The 17485-nt window shown below is 69.8% G+C and carries 18 protein-coding genes; 9 read left to right on the top strand and 9 right to left on the bottom strand.

Going from position 1 to position 17485, the window contains the following annotated elements:
- The first annotated feature begins 15 nt into the window (after positions 1-15).
- Positions 16-639, top strand: a complete 624-nt coding sequence (locus tag HJG44_RS13330) for a CatB-related O-acetyltransferase (RefSeq protein ID WP_171218824.1) — start codon at positions 16-18, stop codon at positions 637-639.
- Here the strand turns inward: HJG44_RS13330 and HJG44_RS13325 are convergent.
- Positions 611-1702, bottom strand: a complete 1092-nt coding sequence (locus tag HJG44_RS13325) for an acyltransferase family protein (protein WP_171218823.1) — start codon at positions 1700-1702, stop codon at positions 611-613. The two genes, HJG44_RS13330 and HJG44_RS13325, sit on opposite strands and share 29 nt — an antisense overlap.
- A complete protein-coding gene (locus HJG44_RS13320; RefSeq protein WP_171218822.1) occupies positions 1699-2607 on the bottom strand; it encodes a glycosyltransferase family 2 protein in 909 nt (302 codons plus the stop codon). Before HJG44_RS13320 ends, HJG44_RS13325 begins: the two co-directional genes overlap by 4 nt.
- 182 nt (positions 2608-2789) lie before the next feature.
- Here HJG44_RS13320 and HJG44_RS13315 point away from each other — a divergent pair, with 182 nt between their 5' ends.
- A complete protein-coding gene (locus HJG44_RS13315; RefSeq protein ID WP_171218821.1) occupies positions 2790-3389 on the top strand; it encodes a TetR/AcrR family transcriptional regulator in 600 nt (199 codons plus the stop codon).
- Here the strand turns inward: HJG44_RS13315 and HJG44_RS13310 are convergent.
- A complete protein-coding gene (locus HJG44_RS13310; RefSeq protein WP_171218820.1) occupies positions 3386-4720 on the bottom strand; it encodes a tetratricopeptide repeat protein in 1335 nt (444 codons plus the stop codon). The genes HJG44_RS13315 and HJG44_RS13310 overlap by 4 nt on opposite strands.
- 218 nt (positions 4721-4938) lie before the next feature.
- On the bottom strand, positions 4939-7272 hold the full coding sequence (locus HJG44_RS13305; protein ID WP_171218819.1) for a xanthine dehydrogenase family protein molybdopterin-binding subunit: 2334 nt from the start codon (positions 7270-7272) through the stop codon (positions 4939-4941).
- Positions 7273-7406: 134 nt separating this feature from the next.
- Between HJG44_RS13305 and HJG44_RS13300 the strand changes: the two genes are divergently transcribed.
- Positions 7407-9749, top strand: a complete 2343-nt coding sequence (locus HJG44_RS13300; protein ID WP_171218818.1) for a penicillin acylase family protein — start codon at positions 7407-7409, stop codon at positions 9747-9749.
- Between the two features lie 9 nt (positions 9750-9758).
- Here the strand turns inward: HJG44_RS13300 and HJG44_RS13295 are convergent, their stop codons facing one another.
- Positions 9759-10439 carry a GntR family transcriptional regulator gene (locus tag HJG44_RS13295; protein ID WP_171218817.1) on the bottom strand — a complete coding sequence of 227 codons (681 nt, stop codon included), beginning with the start codon at positions 10437-10439 and terminating at the stop codon, positions 9759-9761.
- Between the two features lie 132 nt (positions 10440-10571).
- On the opposite strand from HJG44_RS13295, the gene HJG44_RS13290 reads away from it, so the two are divergent.
- From HJG44_RS13290 to HJG44_RS13265, 6 genes are all read left to right on the top strand, one after another.
- Positions 10572-11564, top strand: coding sequence for a TRAP transporter substrate-binding protein (locus HJG44_RS13290; protein ID WP_171218816.1), 993 nt, complete (start codon positions 10572-10574; stop codon positions 11562-11564).
- A 172-nt stretch (positions 11565-11736) separates the two neighbouring features.
- Positions 11737-12255, top strand: coding sequence for a TRAP transporter small permease (locus HJG44_RS13285; RefSeq protein WP_171218815.1), 519 nt, complete (start codon positions 11737-11739; stop codon positions 12253-12255).
- Between the two features lie 11 nt (positions 12256-12266).
- Complete coding sequence (locus HJG44_RS13280) at positions 12267-13547, top strand: TRAP transporter large permease (RefSeq protein ID WP_171218814.1); 1281 nt, start codon at positions 12267-12269, stop codon at positions 13545-13547.
- Between the two features lie 7 nt (positions 13548-13554).
- Positions 13555-14391, top strand: coding sequence for a 5-dehydro-4-deoxy-D-glucuronate isomerase (gene kduI / locus HJG44_RS13275; protein WP_171218813.1), 837 nt, complete (start codon positions 13555-13557; stop codon positions 14389-14391).
- Positions 14388-15143, top strand: coding sequence for a 2-dehydro-3-deoxy-D-gluconate 5-dehydrogenase KduD (kduD, locus tag HJG44_RS13270; RefSeq protein ID WP_171218812.1), 756 nt, complete (start codon positions 14388-14390; stop codon positions 15141-15143). Before kduI ends, kduD begins: the two co-directional genes overlap by 4 nt.
- A 10-nt stretch (positions 15144-15153) precedes the next feature.
- Positions 15154-15495, top strand: a complete 342-nt coding sequence (locus HJG44_RS13265) for a cupin domain-containing protein (protein ID WP_171218811.1) — start codon at positions 15154-15156, stop codon at positions 15493-15495.
- Here HJG44_RS13265 and soxA read toward each other — a convergent pair whose 3' ends face one another.
- The 4 genes from soxA to soxX are packed head-to-tail and all read right to left on the bottom strand — an operon-like array spanning position 15496 to position 17485.
- A complete protein-coding gene (soxA, locus tag HJG44_RS13260; RefSeq protein WP_346767155.1) occupies positions 15496-16266 on the bottom strand; it encodes a sulfur oxidation c-type cytochrome SoxA in 771 nt (256 codons plus the stop codon).
- Positions 16263-16583, bottom strand: a complete 321-nt coding sequence (gene soxZ / locus HJG44_RS13255) for a thiosulfate oxidation carrier complex protein SoxZ (RefSeq protein WP_171218810.1) — start codon at positions 16581-16583, stop codon at positions 16263-16265. Before soxZ ends, soxA begins: the two co-directional genes overlap by 4 nt.
- A 1-nt stretch (position 16584) precedes the next feature.
- Positions 16585-17037 carry a SoxY-related AACIE arm protein gene (locus HJG44_RS13250; protein WP_171218809.1) on the bottom strand — a complete coding sequence of 151 codons (453 nt, stop codon included), beginning with the start codon at positions 17035-17037 and terminating at the stop codon, positions 16585-16587.
- A 10-nt stretch (positions 17038-17047) separates the two neighbouring features.
- Complete coding sequence (gene soxX / locus HJG44_RS13245; protein WP_171218994.1) at positions 17048-17485, bottom strand: sulfur oxidation c-type cytochrome SoxX; 438 nt, start codon at positions 17483-17485, stop codon at positions 17048-17050.

Raw genomic sequence — 17485 nt, 5'->3', positions numbered from 1 at the left:
GCGGGCGGGAAGCCGATGAATCTACGTCACCGGATCCGGAACTGGCGCAATCCGCACAACGCGACCGCCCTGCACCTCGCGCATCTCTCCCGGCGCTACGGCTTCTCGATCGGCGCGCATTCCTACGGGCGGCCGAAGGTCCGGTTCCCCGAATCGGGCGCGAAGCTCACCATCGGCCGCTTCTGCTCAATCGCCGACAAGGTCGAGATCCTGCTCGGCGGCAACCACCGCACGGACTGGGTGACCACCTTCCCGTTCGCGGCCTTTCCGGAGCTCTGGCCGGGGGCCGCGGCGAGCGGTAGCGCCTACCACGGCAGCCGCGGGGACGTGGTTATCGGGTCCGATGTCTGGCTCGGCTCGGCCGCCATGATCATGTCGGGCGTCGCCATCGGGCACGGCGCCGTCGTCGCCGCACGCGCCGTCGTCACGAAGGACGTGCCGCCCTACGCGATCGTGGGCGGCAACCCGGCCCGGCCGATCCGGACGCGGTTCACGGAAGAGCGGGTCGAGGCGCTGCTGGAGACGGCCTGGTGGGACCTTCCGGACCGCGACGTCGCGGGTCTGATTCCGCTTCTCTCGACCGGCCAGGTGGACGAGCTGGTGGCGGCGGTCAGGGCGCTGCGGGCTCGATCGTCCTGATCGTGCGCCGGCCGAAGGCGCGCGCCTTCAGGGCGAGCGCGGGCGCCTCGACGAGACGCCAGGACAGCCAACCGGCCGCGAGCGCGATCAGGAGCGAGGGGGCGAGCAGTTCCGGGATGCCCGCCTTGGGCCAGAGCTGCCGCAGCGCCTGCTGTACCGGCCAGCCGTACAGATAGACGCCGTAGGAGAGGTCCTGCGAAAGGTCGAAGGACGGCCGGGCGAGCGCGGGCGCAAGGCCAAGATAGATGACCCCGTAGGCCTCGGCCGCGAACAGGAGGGCGCCGTAGGCCGGACTTCCGGCCGCAAGCGCGGCTGCGAGCGCGAGCGCGAGCGCGAGCGGACCGGAGACGGGCACCCGGTCGCGCCACACGAAGAGCGCGCCCCCGGCGGCGAAGAGGAAAGGCAGGCGCAAGGCCGTCTGAACCCCCTTGGACGCCTCCGGCGAAAGCCAATCGAGCGCGGCTACCGCCAGGAAGAGGCCGCCCGCGACGGCTGCCGCGACCCACCGGAACCTGAAGAGGCCGGCGAGACCGGCGAGAAGCACGCCGAGATAGCAGAGCACCTCGTATTTCAACGTCCAGACCGTCCCCATCGGCATGCGGAACGGGTTCTCGGCGAAGAGCCCGGGCAGGACGGCGTTGCTCTTCAGCGTCGTTAGCGTGGCGGAGACGAAGCGCCAGGTGCCCGCGCTCGCCAGATACTCGCCGGCGGAGAGCCGCGTCAGGGCCGTCCCGAGGACGAGCGCGACCACGAGCGTCGCGGCGACGAGCCCCGGGGCGATCCGGAGCGCCCGGGCGATCACGTAATCGCGCCAGCCGCGCCGGCAGAAGCTCATCGTGACGAGGAAGCCGGAGACGGCGAAGAAGCCGTTGACCGCGTGCTCGCCGAGCGTGAAGCCGGTAAGCCGGTGAAGCGGCTCGTCCTCGACCCGGCCGGTCACCACGCTGAAGCCGTGGCTCACGACGACCGCGAGGGCCAGCCCCAGACGCAGGGCCGTGAAGGCGTTGGCGGGCGCATCGAGCGCGGCCGCGATCGTGCGGGTTCCCCCTCCCCTGCCCTTCATCGCGGCTCCGGCAATCCCTCGCGCTCGAGCGCCGTACGTCCCCGCAGGAAGGCCCAGGCTCCCGCCGCGGAACCCGCATAGCGCTCCACCAGAGAGCGCCGGAAGGTCAGGCAGGCAAGCGCCACCTTCAGGCCGTTCACCGCGAAGATGCGAAACGCGCCGCCGGGCAGGCCCCATTTCCGCGCCGCATAGGCGCGCGACCAGGCGAGGTGCCAGCGTGCCGCGAAGACCCGCCCCGGGCGTGAGCGCGTCGAGCCCCCCCTGACATGGCGCGCCACCGCCTCGTGGACATGGACGAGCGCGTGCCCGGAATCGGCGACGCGGCGGCAGAGGTCGTCGTCCTCGTAGAAGAGGAAGATGCGCTCGTCGAAGCCGCCGAGCCGCGCGAACAGCTCCCGCCTGATCATGAAGCAGGCGCCGGACAGAAAGGGCGCGCAGCAATCGCCTTCCGGAGGGCTGCGCCGGCCGCCCGGATTGGGGAGATAGGGCGCGAGCAGCGAGCGCGGCTGGAAGAAGAACCGTCCATCCGGCTCGACGATGCGCGGCGCCAGCATCCCGGCATCGGGATAGAGTGCGGCGGCGCGCAGAAGCGCCTCCGCCGCGTTGCGCTCCAGCACCACGTCCGGGTTCGCGACGAGGAGCCAGGGCGTGTGAGCGACGGCCGCGCCGCGGTTGCAGGCCCGCCCGTAGCCCTCGTTGCGGCGATTGCTCAGGACCCGGGCGCCGAGCCGTCCGGCCAGCTCCGCCGAGCCGTCCTGGCTGGCATTGTCCACGACCACCGCCTCGACGCCGTTCTCATGCAACGCGCCGAGGCATGCCGGCAGGACCTCGGCGGAATCGAACGCCACCACGACGGCGGTGATCCCCGGCCTGTCCGATCTCCCGCCCGCGACATCTCCGCCCATGCGGCCTTGTCCCACCGGCGCTCCCATCCGGCAATCCATGACGGCCGGCTGAACGGGCCGTTCTGAAGCTCGCCAGCATCGAAACGGTGCGTTCCGATCAGCGGCCCTGAACGGAACGGATCGTTTCGGCGCATGCTGAACCGGAACGATCCGTTCTGATTCGATAAGCTGGGAGACACCCGTTGCCGGGAGAGAAGGATCGGCGCAGATCGATCGGCGCGCGGCGCAATCCCGCCACCGAGGCCGCCGTGCTGGCGGCCGCCCGCGAGGTGCTCGCGGAGGCGGGCTATGCCGGCTTCTCGGTCGACGAGGTGGCGCGGCGGGCCGGGGCCGGGAAGCCCACGATCTATCGCTGGTGGCCGAACCGGGCCGATCTGCTGGCGGAGGTCTATTTCGCCGACCGCGCCGCCCGGATCCCGGAGCCGGAGACGGGCCGTCTTGCGACAGATCTCGCCGCGCTCGCCCGGTCCTATCTCGGAGCCTGGCGCGGCTCGCCCGCGGGAGCCGCCCTGCGCGGCCTCCTGGCCGAGGCGCAGGCGAACGAGGCGGCGCTCGTCGTCCTGTGGGAGCGCTTCCTTCCGCGCTGGTCCGAGCCCGTCCGAGGCGTCCTCGGCGAGGCGGCGCGGCGGGGCGAGGTGGAGCCGGGCGACATCGAGATGCTGGCCGAGCTCTTCTCCGGGTTCCTGTGGCTCCGGCTCCTGACCGGGCAGACCGACGACGATCGCGCCGCGATCGATCGGGTGGCCCGCCTCCTCGCCAGCGCGCGCGGCCGGAAGGTCTAGCCGGTCCTCACGGCCGCAACGACGAGGCCCGTCACGGGCTCGCCTCGCTCCATCCGGAGCTGCTCGCGGTGCAGGCTTGCCACGCCGAACCCCGCCTCGTGCAAGGCGGCGCGAACGTAATCTTCGCGATGGCAGTAGCGCCCATGCGGGTGGAGCCTGAAGCCCTCCGGCCCAAGCTCCTCCTCGACGCTGAAGATCAGGCGACCGCCCGGGCGAAGCGCTCCCGCGGCGGCGGCAAGGGCGGGGCCGAGCGCGCCGAAATAGCAGAGCGTGTCGGCCGACACGATGACGTCGTGGGCTCCGGTCCGGCCCCGGAGATATTCGGTGAGCTCCGCCTGGCGCAGCTCGTCGTAGCCGCCCCGGGCCGCGGCCTTCTCCAGCATGCCGCGGGAGAGATCGACGCCCGTGAGCCGGGACGCGAAAGGCCGAAGATGGGGCGCGCAGAGCCCGGTCCCGCAGCCCGCATCGAGGATGTCGAGCTCCGCCCTGCGGTCGGCGTATGCCTCGGCGACCAGCCCGGCCACGAGTTCGGGCGCGCGGTAGCCGAGCGAGGCGAGCTTGTGGTCGAAGCTCGCGGCGAAATCGTCGAACAGCGTCTCCACATAGCCGTCGCTCGCCCGCTCCGGCACCTCCTCGCCGGAAAACGCGGCCAGCAGGTGCCGTCCCATCGGGTTGTCCGGCTCGTCGGCCAGCCAGTCCCGGAGGATAAGCATCGCCCGGTCGGTCTCCTTCACGGCCCCGAAAGCGGAGACGAGGTCGCGCCGGCTGCGCTCGTGACCAGGCTCGAGTTCCAGCGCCCGCAGGTGGCACTCGGCCGCCTCGGCGAGCCGTCCCGTGCTGGCGAGCAGCCGCCCGAGATTGCTCCAGCTGTCCCGATGCTGCGGGTCGAGCGCCACGGCCTCGCGATAGACCTCCTCGGCCTCCTCGACCCGGCGCATGGCCCGCAGCGCGACCCCAAGATTGTTGCGCGCGCCGACATGTCCGGGATTCATGACGATGGTCATCCGGTACGCCTGCATGGCGAGGTCCGGCCGGTCGATCTCCAGGAAGACGTTGCCCAGATTGACGTGCTTGCCGGGATCCTCCGGGTCGATCTCGATCGCGCGCCTGATGAGCCGGATGGCCTCGAGCGGCCGGCCGCGCTGGTGGTGCAGCACCCCATAGAAGTGGAGCGCGTCCGGCATCTCGGGCAGGACGGCGAGGACGCGCCGGTAGACCGCCTCGGCGACGTCGAGGTCGCCCGCACGATGCGCGTTCACGGCGGCCCGGAGCGCCTCCACGGGGGTCAGTTCGCCCGTCCTCTCCTCAGGTTCCGCTTCCGACCCCGGCATGTCGCTCCGCCTCCGGCCCGGCCGCCCAATGAGAGCGCGGCGCGGCGGCCCGGGCAAGTCGCTGTCCGGGTCAGGTCATATGGGACCGGAGGCCTCGGCGGCTTGGCGGTCTGCGAGTATGCGGCAGCGCGTGAGGGCGAAGGCCCGGCCGATCTCGGCCAGATCGGTGCCAGCGACGCCGGCTGGCTGGGGTCGCACCGACCGGGCTCCGCAAACGGTCACGCCTGCCGGGCCGTCCGGATCGCGCGCCAGAGCCGCTCGGGCGTCGCCGGCATGTCGAAGCTCTCGATCCCGAGCGGCGCGAGCGCGTCCAGGATGGCGTTCATCACCGTCTGGGGCGCCGCGATGCAGCCGGCCTGGCCGGAGCCCTTCACGCCGAGCGGGTTCGCGCGGCTCGGCACGGGATTGAACAGCACCTCGAGGGGCGGCAGGTCGGCCGCGCGCGGGAGTTGGTAGTCCATCAGCGAGGCGGTCAGGAGCTGGCCCGATCGCCCGTCGTAGACGACCCGCTCGAAGGCCGCCTGCCCGATTCCCTGGACAAGGCCTCCCTGGACCTGCCCCTCGGTCAGCATCGGGTTGACCAGGGTTCCGTAATCGTCGACCGCGACGTATCGGAGGATGGAAAGCTCCCCCGTCTCCCGGTCGATCTCGACCTCCGCGACGTGGCAGCCGTTCGGGTAGGTGACGAGGTCGAGCGGATTGTCGACCTCCCCGAAGAGCCCCGGCTCGAAGCCCGGCGGAAGCTGCTCCGGATCGCGGGCCGCCGCCGCGACGGATCCGATCGCGACCGAGCGCCCCTCCCCGCTCGCAGCAAAGGATCCTCCCTCGAACCGGAGCTCCTCCGGGGATGCCTGGAGGAGTTGCGCCGCGATGAGCCGCGCCCTGTCAAGCAGCGCTTCGATGGCGCGAACCATCGCGGTCCCGCCCTGGTGCAGCGAGCGCGCGCCGCCATGGCCGGACCCCTTGCGGACGCGCCGCGTGTCGGCCTGGACATAGCGGAAGCTTTCGACCGGCAGACCCAGAAGGTCGGCGGCGATCTGCGGAAAGCTCGTCTCGTGTCCCTGGCCGTTCGACTGCGTGCCGACGAGCAAGGTCACGGTCCCGTCCGGCTCGAACGCCACCCGCGCCCATTCGCCGGGCGCCCCGCGCGCAGTCTCCAGGAAGCAGGCAAGGCCGAGCCCGCGCAGCATCCCCCGCCCGGCGGAATCCTGCCGGCGCGGCTCGAAGCTCTCCGCAGCCGCCGCCGCGAGCGCGCGGTCCAGACTGTCTCCGAACGCGCCCTTCTCGATCGTCATCCCCATCGGGGTGACGTGGGGGAAGCTGCGGATGATGTTCCGCCGGCGAATCTCGGCGGGGCTGATACCGATCCGGCGAGCGGCTAGATCGGCAAGCCGCTCGACGATGTAGTTCGCTTCGGGCTTCCCGGCACCCCGGTATGCGTCGACCGGGACGGTATTCGTGAAGGCCCCGCGGACGTCCATGAAGATGGCGGGAATGTCGTAGACGCCGCCCATGGCGGTCGAGGCGGGATTGGTCGGGATGGCGGGGCCGAGCGAGGAGAAATAGGCGCCCATATCCGCAACCGTCGCCACGTCGAGCGCAAGAAATCGGGCTTCCGCATCGAGCGCGAGGCGCGCGCGGGTGTGATTGTCGCGCCCCTGGACCGAACTGACGAAATCCTCCGTCCGGTCGGAGCTCCAGCGCACCGGCCGGCCAAGCCGGCGCGCCGCAAAGAGCAGCAGCACCCATTCGGGGTGGAGCACGTTCTTCATTCCGAACCCGCCGCCGACATCCGGCGCGACGAGCTGGATCTTCTCCTCGGGGACCCGGAAAACGTCCGCGGCAAGCTCGCGGCGGATGTCGTGGACCGCCTGGCCGGAGAGAATGAGTTCGAAGCTCTCCCGCTCCGGATCGTATCGGCCGATCCCGGCGCGCGGCTCGAGGGGCGCGACCACGAGCCGATTGTTCACCAGCTCGATCTCGACCACGGTCGCAGCCCGGGCGAAGGCCTCGTCCACGGCCGCGCGGTCGCCCTTCAGGAAGCGGAACGCCTCGTTGCCGGGGACCTCGTCCCAGACGAGCGGCGCGCCGGATTCGAGCGCGGCCGCGCAATCCACGACCGCAGGCAACTCCTCATAGGTCACCTCGATCAGCTCGGCCGCATCGCGCGCCGCTTCCGCGGTTTCGGCCACCACGAAGGCGACCGGATCGCCGACATGCCGGACGCGCTCCCGCGCGAGCGCATGGCGCGGCGGGACGACGAGCGGCGAGACGGTTGCGACCTTGGCGCTGCAGGGAAGCGGACCCAGGCCCTCGGCCTCGAGATCCGCACCGGTGAAGACCGCGACCACGCCGGAGGCCTCACGCGCGGCTGCCGCGCCGATCGCGAGGATGCGCGCATGCGCCATGGGCGAGCGCAGGACATGGCCGAAAAGCTGGCCGGGCTCGGCGAAATCGTCCACGAACCGGCCGCGCCCGGTCAGAAAGCGCTCGTCCTCGAGCCGCCGCCGGGAACGCCCCCGCTCGGGCGCCGCTTCGAACTCGTGTCTCATCGCGACTCAGCCGTCCTCGCCTGCCCCGCCGCCCCGCCCGCGTTCGGATAGCCGACGCAGGAGGGCGCCGCTATGGTCCGCCTGCGCCGCCCGCGGCGCAGCGCCTCACCTGCCACCCACGCGCGAGCGCCAGCGTGACCGCAAGCAAGACCTATGAAACCGCGGGCCTGTCCGCTCCCGCAGAGATCCTCGTCGACCGCTATGGCGTCGCGCATATCCGGGCGGGCTCGCGCCGCGACCTGTTCTTCGCCCAGGGCTTCAACGCGGCTCGCGACCGGCTCTGGCAGATCGATCTCTGGCGTAAGCGCGGGCTCGGCCTGCTCGCTTCGGATTTCGGGCCGGGCTACCTTGAGCAGGATCGCGCCGCGCGCCTCTTCCTGTACCGCGGCGACATGGATGCGGAATGGCGCGCCTATGGCGTCCCGGACCTGCGCGAGATCGTCCAGGCCTTCGTGGACGGCATAAACGCCTTCATCGGGCTGGCGGGGCGCGAGCCGGAGCTGATGCCGCCGGAATTCGCCGCCCTGGGCACGCGCCCGGGCCGCTGGGCGGCGGAGGACGTGGTCCGGATCCGCTCGCATGCCCTCGTCGCGAACGTCCTGTCGGAGGCGCTGCGCGCCCAGGTGCTCGCGAAGGCCGACCTCGAGACCGATCTCGCCCGGCGCTCCATCGATCCGCCGCACGAGATCCGCATCCCGAAGGGGCTCGATCCGTCTGCCGTGACCGCCCGGGTGCTCGACGACTTCAAGCTCGCGACCGCGCCGGTGACCTTCTCGCCCGAGCGGCTTTCGGCGACCCTCGCCGACGGCCCCCGCTGGCGCAAGGTGGACGAGTTCGGCACCGTGTTCCTCGACCCTTCCGCGCCGGAGGACGGGTCGAACAACTGGGCGGTCGCGCCGGCGCGGACCGCGACCGGCCGGCCGATCCTCGGCAGCGACCCTCACCGGACCTACCAGCTCCCGTCGCTGCGCTACCTGGTGCACCTGACCGCGCCAGGCCTGGACGTCATCGGCGCGGGCGAGCCGGTCCTGCCCGGCATCTCCTTCGGCCATAATGGCCATTCGGCCTTCTCGATGACCATCTTCCCGACCGACCAGGAGGACCTGATCGTCTACGAGACAGATCCGGGCGATCCGGACCTGTACCGCTTCGGCGACGGGCAGGAGCGGATGCGCACCGTCGTCGAAACGATCGCGGTGAAGGGAGCCCCGGACCAAGAGGTGACCCTCAAGTTCACCCGCCACGGCCCTGTCGTCCACGAGGACCACGCCCGCCATCGCGCCTTTGCGGTCAGGACCGTCTGGCTCGAGCCGGGCAGCGCCGCCTACCTGGCGAGCATCGGCTCGATGGAAGCCCGGTCTCCGGAGGCCTTCGAGGCGGCCATCCGGCATTGGAACGTGCCGCCCGGCAATCAGGTCTATGCCGATGTCGCGGGGAACATCGCCTGGTACGCTTCGGGACTCGCCCCCCTCCGGCCCAACCACGACGGCCTGCTGCCCGTGCCGGGCGATGGCCGCTACGAATGGGACGGGTTCCACGATCCTTCGGAGCTGCCGCGCTCGGTCAATCCCCCGTCCGGTTTCGTCGCCACCGCGAACGAGATGAACCTGCCGCCCGGCTTCCCGGCCGAGGAGGTGAAGCTCGGCTACGAGTGGTTCGAGTATGCGCGGGCAGACCGGATCAAGGCGGTGCTCGGCCAGGATACGGCCCACACGGTCGAAGCCTCTATGCGGCTTCAGACGGATGACCTGTCGCTGCCCGCGCTGCGCCTCCTGAAGCTGATGCCGAAGGAGGGTGCGCTCTCCCCCGCCCTCCAGCTTCTCTCCGGCTGGGACGGGCATCTGCACGAGGACAGCGGCCCCGCCGCCCTCTTCGAGGTCTGGTGGACCAGGCACCTGAAACCCGCGCTGTTGGCCCGCGCGGCGCCCGACCCGGCCGTCCGCGCATTGCTGTCGCCCGGCGACCACGAAAGCCTGCTGGCCGCGCTGGAGCGGCCCGGGCTGCGGCCCTGGATACGCGACGAGCAGGACCGGACCGAGCTCCTCGTCGCCACGCTGGCCGACGCCTACGCCGCCTGTCAGACGCTCCTCGGCGCCGATCCGAAGGGCTGGCGCTGGGGCGATCTCCATCACGGCCATTTCGAGCACCCGCTCGGCGCCGTCCTGCCGGAGGCCGCCGAATTGCGCGATGTCGGGCCGCTGGCGAAGGGCGGATCGGGCTCGACCGTGATGAACACACGCTACCGCCAGAGCGATTTCCGCGCCGTGGCGGGCGCCTCCTTCCGCATGGTGCTGGATGTCGGCAACTGGGACGGGAGCTGGTTCATCAACGCGCCGGGCCAGTCCGGCGACCCGCGCTCGCCGCATTACGACGACCTCGCGCCGCTCTGGGCCTCCCGCCAGTACCTGCCGCTGCTCTATTCCCGCGAGGCGGTGGATGCGGCGGCCGAACTGCGGATCGTGCTGATGCCGTCCTGACCCCGAAGCTCACTCGAAAAGCTCGGGGTTCTCCGCCTCCACGCGCGGCATCGCCCGGAGGATTTCGGTGAGATGCTGCCGCATGGCTTCGGCCGCGCCGTCCGGATCGCCTGCGTCGATCGCCCTGATGATCGTCCGGTGCTGCTCGACCAGCGCCAGCATGGCGGGCGCGTCGAATAGGGTGAGCTGGCAAAGCCGGTCCATATGGGTCTTGATGTCCCGCACGACCTCCCAGGCCAGCGGGCAGCCTGCGCCCTCGGCCAGCGCGATGTGGAAGAGTTCATCGTAGCGCTGGAAGCTGTCGTGATCGCCGGCGGAGGCGAAGCGCTCCTGCACGTCGATGAAGCCGTCGATGCGCTCGCGCGCGTCCCGGTCGAAGGCATCGCAGGCGCGGCGGACCACCGCGGTCTCCACCGCCTCGCGCACGAAGCGCGCCTGCATGAGGCGGCCTACCGAGATCTTGGTCACCACCGTGCCGCGCTGGGGCAGCACCTCGACAAGGCGCATGCGCGAGAGCGCGATCAGCGCCTCGCGGGCCGGCTGCCGGGACACGCCGTGACGGTCGGCGATCTCGGATTCCGACAGCCGGGTGCCAGGCCGCAGCTCGAGCCCCACGATCGCGCGCTTCAGCTCCGTCTCGAGCCGCTGGGCCGCCGACCCTGCCGTCGCACCTGAGCCGTTCCCGGCCAACGAATCCTCCTTGACAGTCCTTCAGCTTTGTCGACACTACCATACAAGTCTGTGGCGACAACGCCAGCCGGCCCGGGACAAACCCGGCGGAAGGCAGAGGACGGGCCCGAGAGGCCGACGGAGGAAACGACGATGAAGCGCAGAACGGTTCTGTCCCTGCTCGGCGCCGGCGCACTCGGCGCAACGGCGCCCGGCCGTGCGGCGGCCCAGAGCAAGATGGTGCTCAAGGCGAGCGACGTGCATCCGCTCGGCTATCCGACGGTGGAAGCCGTGCAGCGGCTGGGCAAGAAGCTCGATCAGGCCACCAACGGCCGGCTCACCGTGCAGATGTTCCCGTCCATGCAGCTCGGCGGCGAGAAGGAGGCGCTGGAGCAGGCGCAGGTCGGCGCGCTCGCCTTCGCCCGGGTCAGCGTCGGCGTGGTCGGCTCGATCGTGGACGAGGTGAACGTCTTCAACCTGCCCTTCGTCTTCCGCGACGTCGCGCATATGCGCAAGGTGATCGACGGCGAGATCGGCAAGGAGCTCCTCGACAAGATCACCACCAATCCGCAGGCCCGCCTCATCGGCCTCTGCTGGATGGATGGCGGCTCGCGCAATGTCTACAACACCAAGCGCCCCGTCCGCACGGTGGAGGACCTGAAAGGCCTCAAGATCCGGATGATGGGCAATCCGCTCTTCGTCGAGACGATGAACGCGCTCGGCGGCAACGGCGTCGCGATGGGCATGGACCAGGTCTACAGCGCGCTGCAGACCGGCGTCGTGGACGGTGCGGAGAACAATCCGCCGAGCTACGATTCATTCGGCCATTACACGATCGCCAAGCATTACTCGATGACCGAGCACCTGATCATCCCGGAGATCCTGGTGTTCTCGAAGCGGATCTGGGACGGCCTGTCGAAGGACGACCAGGAGCTCATCCGCAAGTTCTCGGCCGAGGCCCAGCTGGAGCAGCGTCAGCTCTGGGACCAGCGCGTCGCGGAATCGATGAAGAAGATCAGGGACGCGGGGATCGAGGTCGTCACCTTTACCGACAAGAAGCCGTTCCAGGATGCCGTGAAGCCGGTCTGGGACAAGTACGGTGCGAAGCACACAGTGCTCGTGCAGCGTATTCAGGCCATACAATAGGCGGCGCCCTTGTCATTCCGGGGCTGCGAAGCAGAACCCGGAACCCACGACCAGGTGAGCGAGGCCCAGCGGCGCTCTCCCTCGTCCAGCCAAGCCATGGGTTCCGGGTCTTCGCCTGCGGCGAATCCTGGAATGACGGGCGGAGGCGAAGCACCAGCGCAAGGAGCCTCGATTGCAAGCCAGCTACATCCGGGCGATGGATGCCATCCATCGCGCCTGCCTCGTGGTGTGCGGCGTCTGCCTCGCCGTGATCGCGATCATCATCCCGTGGGGCGTCTTCACCCGCTACGCGCTGAACAGCGCCGCGTCCTGGCCTGAGCCGCTCGCCGTGCTGCTGATGATCGTCCTCGCGTTCCTCTCCGCCGTCGTCTGCTACCGGGAATATCTGCATATCGGGGTCGGCATCATCCCCGGCCTGCTGCACGGCCCGGCCAAGGTGGCGCTCGGGGTCGTGATCGAGCTCTGCATGGCCGCCACCAACGTGTTCATGCTCTGGTGGGGCATCTCGCTCGTCCAGACCACCTGGTACCAGACGATCGGCGAGTTCCCGGTCGTGACGGTCGGGATGTCCTACCTGCCCGTGCCGATCGCCGGCCTGCTCACGCTCCTCTTCGTCATCGAGCGGCTCTGGACGGGCGCGCTGTTCCCGGCCGAGCCGGAGGACGCGACCGCCACCGTCTCTCTCGAATAGCCGGACCGCCTATGGACATCCTGGTTCTCCTCGGCGGCTTCACGATCATCTGCCTTCTCGGCGTGCCGGTGGCCTATGCGCTCGGCCTCGCCTCCATCCTGGCCGCGCTCTGGATCGACCTGCCGCTCGAGGCGGTGATGCTGAAGACCTCGGACGGGATGGACAACTTCCCGCTCCTCGCCATTCCCTTCTTCGTCCTGGCCGGCGCCATCATGGCCGAGGGCGGGATGGCCGCCCGCCTCATCAACGTCGCCAAGATCTTCGTCGGCTTCATCCGCGGCGGACTCGCGCTCGTGAACATCCTCGCCTCGACCTTCTTCGGGGCGATCTCCGGCTCGTCGGTGGCCGACACAGCCTCCGTCGGCTCGGTCATGATCCCCGAGATGATCCGCAACGGCTATCCGCGGCTCTTCGCGGTGAACGTGACGATCTCGGGCTCGCTGCAGCCCCTGCTGCTGCCACCCTCGCACAACATGGTCATCTACTCGCTGGCGGCAGGCGGCTCGATCTCCATCGCGCATCTCTTCCTCGGCGGCATCATCCCGGCCCTGATGCTCGGCGCCTCGCTGATGATCCTCTGCCTCATCATCGCGCACCGGGAGGGCTACCCGAAGGGCGAGGTCATTCCGTTCCGGCAGGCGCTGAGGATCATCCTGGATTCGATCTGGGGCATGATCACCGTCGTCATCATCATCGGCGGGATCCTCACGGGCGTGTTCACGCCGACGGAATCCGGCGCGGTCGCCTGCGTCTACGCCCTCCTCGTCACGCTCTTCGTGTACCGCGACTACAAGTTCAGCCAGGTGCCGCTGCTGCTCGCCCGCGTCGTGCGGACCGTCGGCATGGTCATGATCATGATCGGGTTCTCGGTCGCCTTCGGCTACATGATGGCGCTGATGCAGGTGCCCGCGAAGGCGACGGAGTTCTTTCTCCACATCTCCGAAAACAAGTACATGTTCCTCCTCTGGGTGAACATCCTGCTTCTGCTGCTCGGCACCTTCATGGATCTGGCGCCGATGCTGCTGATCTGCACGCCGCTGTTCATGCCGATGCTGAAGACCTTCGGTATCGATCCGGTGCATTTCGGGATCGTGATGATCCTCAACCTCGGGATCGGGCTGCTGACGCCGCCGGTCGGGCCGACGATGGTGGTCGGCTGCGCCATCGGAAAGGTCAGCATGGAGGCCGTCGCGCGCTCCATCATGGTCTTCTACATTCCGATGATCATCGTCCTCCTGCTCGTCACCTACATCCCGGGGCTCGTGCTCTGGCTGCCCTCCCTCTTCGGCTGAGGACGACATGACCATCGACATCCGGCAGGCGAGCCATCCGGACGCCGTCCGTCACTTCACGACGGTCGAGCTCCGGCGCCATTTCCTCGTCGAGGGGCTGTTCAGCCCGGGCGAGGTCAACCTGACCTACAGCCATATCGAGCGCTTCGTCATCGGCGGTGCCGCGCCCGTCGGCGCGCCCCTCTCCCTCCCGGCGCCGAGATCCCTCGGCACGGCGACGTTCCTCGCCCGCCGTGAGCTCGGGATCTTCAATATCGGCGGGCCCGGGCTCGTCCGAGTCGGCGCCAGGCGTTTCGAGCTCGCCCACCGCGACGCCCTCTATGCCGCAATGGGCGCCGGCGAGGTCACCTTCGAGAGCCAGGACGGCGGCGAGCCTGCGAGATTCTACCTGCTCTCGACCCCAGCCCACACCGCCTACGACACCGTCCAGGTCCGTCTCGCCGAGGCGAAGAGCATGGTGCTCGGCGACCAGGCGACCGCCAACCGGCGCACGATCTTCCAGATGCTGCACCCGGACGTCTGCACCACCTGCCAGCTCGTCATGGGCATGACGAAGCTCGACGAGGGCTCGATCTGGAACACGATGCCGGCCCACGTCCACGACCGGCGCTCGGAGGTCTATCTCTATTTCGACCTCAAGGAGGACTCGCGTGTCTTCCACATGATGGGGGAGCCCGCCGAGACCCGGCACCTCGTGATCGCGAACGAGCAGGCGGTCATCTCGCCCAACTGGTCCATCCATTCGGGCGTCGGCACGCGCGCCTACACCTTCATCTGGGGCATGGGCGGCGACAATATCGACTACACGGACATGGACCCGGTCACGATGGACATGCTCCGTTGAGCCGGTTCGACCTCTCGGAAAAAGCCGCGATCGTCACGGGCGCGAATACCGGGATCGGCCAGGCGATCGCGGTGGGGCTGGCCGAAGCCGGGGCCAGCATCGTCGCGGTCGGCCGCTCGCCGATGGACGAGACGGAGGCGCTCTGCCGCCGGCATGGGACGGGCTTCCTCGCCGTCCACGCCGACCTCAGGACAATCGAGCCGATCGAGCGGATCATGCGGTCGACCGAGGAACGGTTCGGCCGCGTGGACATCCTGGTGAACAATGCCGGGATCATCCGGCGGGCCGACGCTCTCGATTTCACGGAGGCCGATTGGGACGCCGTGATCGACGTCAATCTGAAATCGGCCTTCTTCCTCGCCCAGGCAGCGGGCCGTCGGATGATCGACAGCGGCCGCGGCGGCAAGATCGTGAACGTCGCCTCGCTGCTCTCCTTTCAGGGTGGGATCCGGGTTGCATCCTACACCGCCTCGAAAAGCGGACTCGCCGGGCTGACCCGCCTCCTCGCGAACGAATGGGCCGCCAAGGGCGTGAACGTCAACGCGATCGCGCCGGGCTACATCGTGTCGAACAACACGGCCGCCCTCATCGCCGACCCGAAGCGCTCGGCCGAAATCCTCGCCCGCATCCCGGCCGGGCGCTGGGGCGAGCCGCAGGACATCGGCGGCGCAGCCGTTTTCCTCGCCTCCCCGGCGGCGGACTTCGTGCACGGCGTCATCCTGCCGGTCGATGGCGGCTGGCTCGCCCGCTGAGGAACCTGCGATGATCGGCAGAAAAGACGAGCCCTTCGTTCGGGATGGTGAGGCGGAATGGCAGCCGGCCGGCGAAGGCGTCGTGCGGAAGGTGCTGACCTATTCCGACCGCGTGATGATGGTGCGCGTCCGCTTCGAGGCGGGCGCGGTCGGTCCGCCGCACAGCCACCCGCATGTGCAATGCACGCTGGTCGAGAGCGGCGTCTTCGACGTCACGATCGCGGGGCGGACCGAGCGCCTGCGGGCGGGCGACAGTTTCCTCGTGCCTCCGCACGCGGAGCACGACGCGAGGAATATCGAGGCCGGCACCCTGCTCGACGTCTTCACGCCCATGCGCCGGGACTTCGTCTGATCAGGGCCGCACGGCGGGTGTCTCGATGGGGAGTCCGGCGGCCCGCTGCATGAGGAAGGCCTCGAGCTCGATCAGCTCCGGCGCGTCGTATGGAAAGGGCTCTGCCCGGACGCCGCTCAGGCAGTTGCGGAGGCGGCGCTGCAGGGAGCCAACGGCCTGCCATTCGAGCCGATAGATCGGATACCCGACCGGATGCGCCTGGGGGATCGGCGTTCCGCCGAGGCGCTTCCCCCAGTTGTCGTCGTGGCATGCGGCGCAGGCGAGATCGAGCTGCCCCATGCGGGCGGTGAAGAGGCGTCCGCCGCGCTCGCGCGCGGCCGCCATCTCCGGATCGCCCGGCGGAGAGATCGGCATTCCGCGCGACTGGTGCGCCACGTAGGCCGTCACCGCGAGCCGCTCGCGGCTCTCCGCCGGCCAGGCGGAGATGCCCTGCCGGTCGGCGCGGCAGATATCGATCTGGCCGGCGAGACCGACCGGGGTGCCGCGCGCGGCATTCCAGGCCGGATAGCGTGCCGCAACGCCCCTCATGGTGATGCGCGCGTCGCCGTGGCAATCGGCGCAGGATCGTCCGGCCGGCCCCGCCTTCGCCCGCCACAGCGCCTCGCCGTCAAGGACCGCGAGCATGCCCGGATTGGCTGTATCGTCCGTCTGCATGGCCCGGGTCTCAGGGCTCATCTGGTGGAAATCGGATCGCCGCTCGTCGGGACGGATCTCCGCCCCGAGCGGCGACGCCAGGAGCAGCGTGAGGGCGGCCGCGCCGGGGAGCCTCACGCGACCTCGATGGTGGCCGTCTCGGTCTGGCTGAAGCCGTTGTCGCCGGTCCAGGTCAGCGCGATCGTGCCGCTCTCGGACGCCACGGTGGTGAAGACGAGATAGGGATTCGCCGACATGGCCGGGAAGAGCTCGGCGCTGAAGACCTCGACCCCGTTATAGGTGCAGGTGAAGCGCGTGATGATGTCCCGGGGCAGCAGCACGCCGTTGGGTCCGGGCCGGTAGCCGGTCTCCATCTCGTGCGAGATCAGGGTCCGGATCTCGATGACGTCGCCGCGGCGGGCGGTCTTGGGGATGTTGACGAGCGCGCGGGCCATCTCACGCTCCCTCGATGCAGGCGGCGAGCGTGACGATCACGTCCGCAGTGCCGGACCAGAACGAGCCGTCGCTCATCTCGGCGACCGCCGTGATCCGCTGCGAGTTGGCGAGGCGTATGCGGGTGGAGAGGCTCGCTCGACCGGAGCGCGGACCGAGATGGGCCGTGATCACGTTCGGCTGGGGGTTGCGCTCGTTGAACACGGCGATCCGGCGGACATGGTCGGCCTCGGTCATCGGGCTCTCGACCAGGATCGCGAGCGGCGCGGCGTTGCCGTTCTCGACGAGCGGCGGCAGGTCGAGCCGGACCCGGCCGGCCTTCGTCTCCGCGCCGCTGGTGAAGCGCCGGATCGCCTCGTTCATCTCCTCCGGGCTCGCAAGCGCCGGGACGGCGAGGACGAACGAGGCGGCGCTCCCGGCCAGCAAGACCTCGCGGCGGCTCAGACTCACGAGCATGAGCCCCTCCTCACGGCTGCTCTCGGAGCGTGGCGAGATATGCGACCACGTCCTCGATCTCCTGCGGCTCCAGGATGGGCCTGCCGCGCCAGGCGGGCGCGACCCGGGTCAGGCCGTCCCGCCGCAGATAGGACGGCATGATCGTGTCCGGATTGAGCCGTCGCGGGTCCACCACCCGCAGCCGCAGCTGCCCCTCGGACCAGCGCGTGCCGGCACCGGCGAGCGGCGGCGCGAGATCGCCCTGGAAGCGCTCCTCGGGGATCGGCGCCGAGTGGCAGAGAAGGCAGAGCCCACGCGTCCGGTCCGCCACGATCCTGCGGCCCCGCGCCGGATCTCCCGGCAGCCCGGTCAGGGATGCCGGAATCGCATCGCCGCGCTCCTGCGCGGAAACGTGCGTTCCTATCGTGCAGCAGGCCAGCGCGGCTGCCACAGGCAGACGGAACCACAT

Source organism: Enterovirga aerilata (assembly GCF_013044135.1).
GTDB lineage: Bacteria > Pseudomonadota > Alphaproteobacteria > Rhizobiales > Beijerinckiaceae > Enterovirga > Enterovirga aerilata.
Note: the sequence above shows the minus strand (reverse complement) of the source record. Positions and strands in the feature narration are given on the sequence as shown.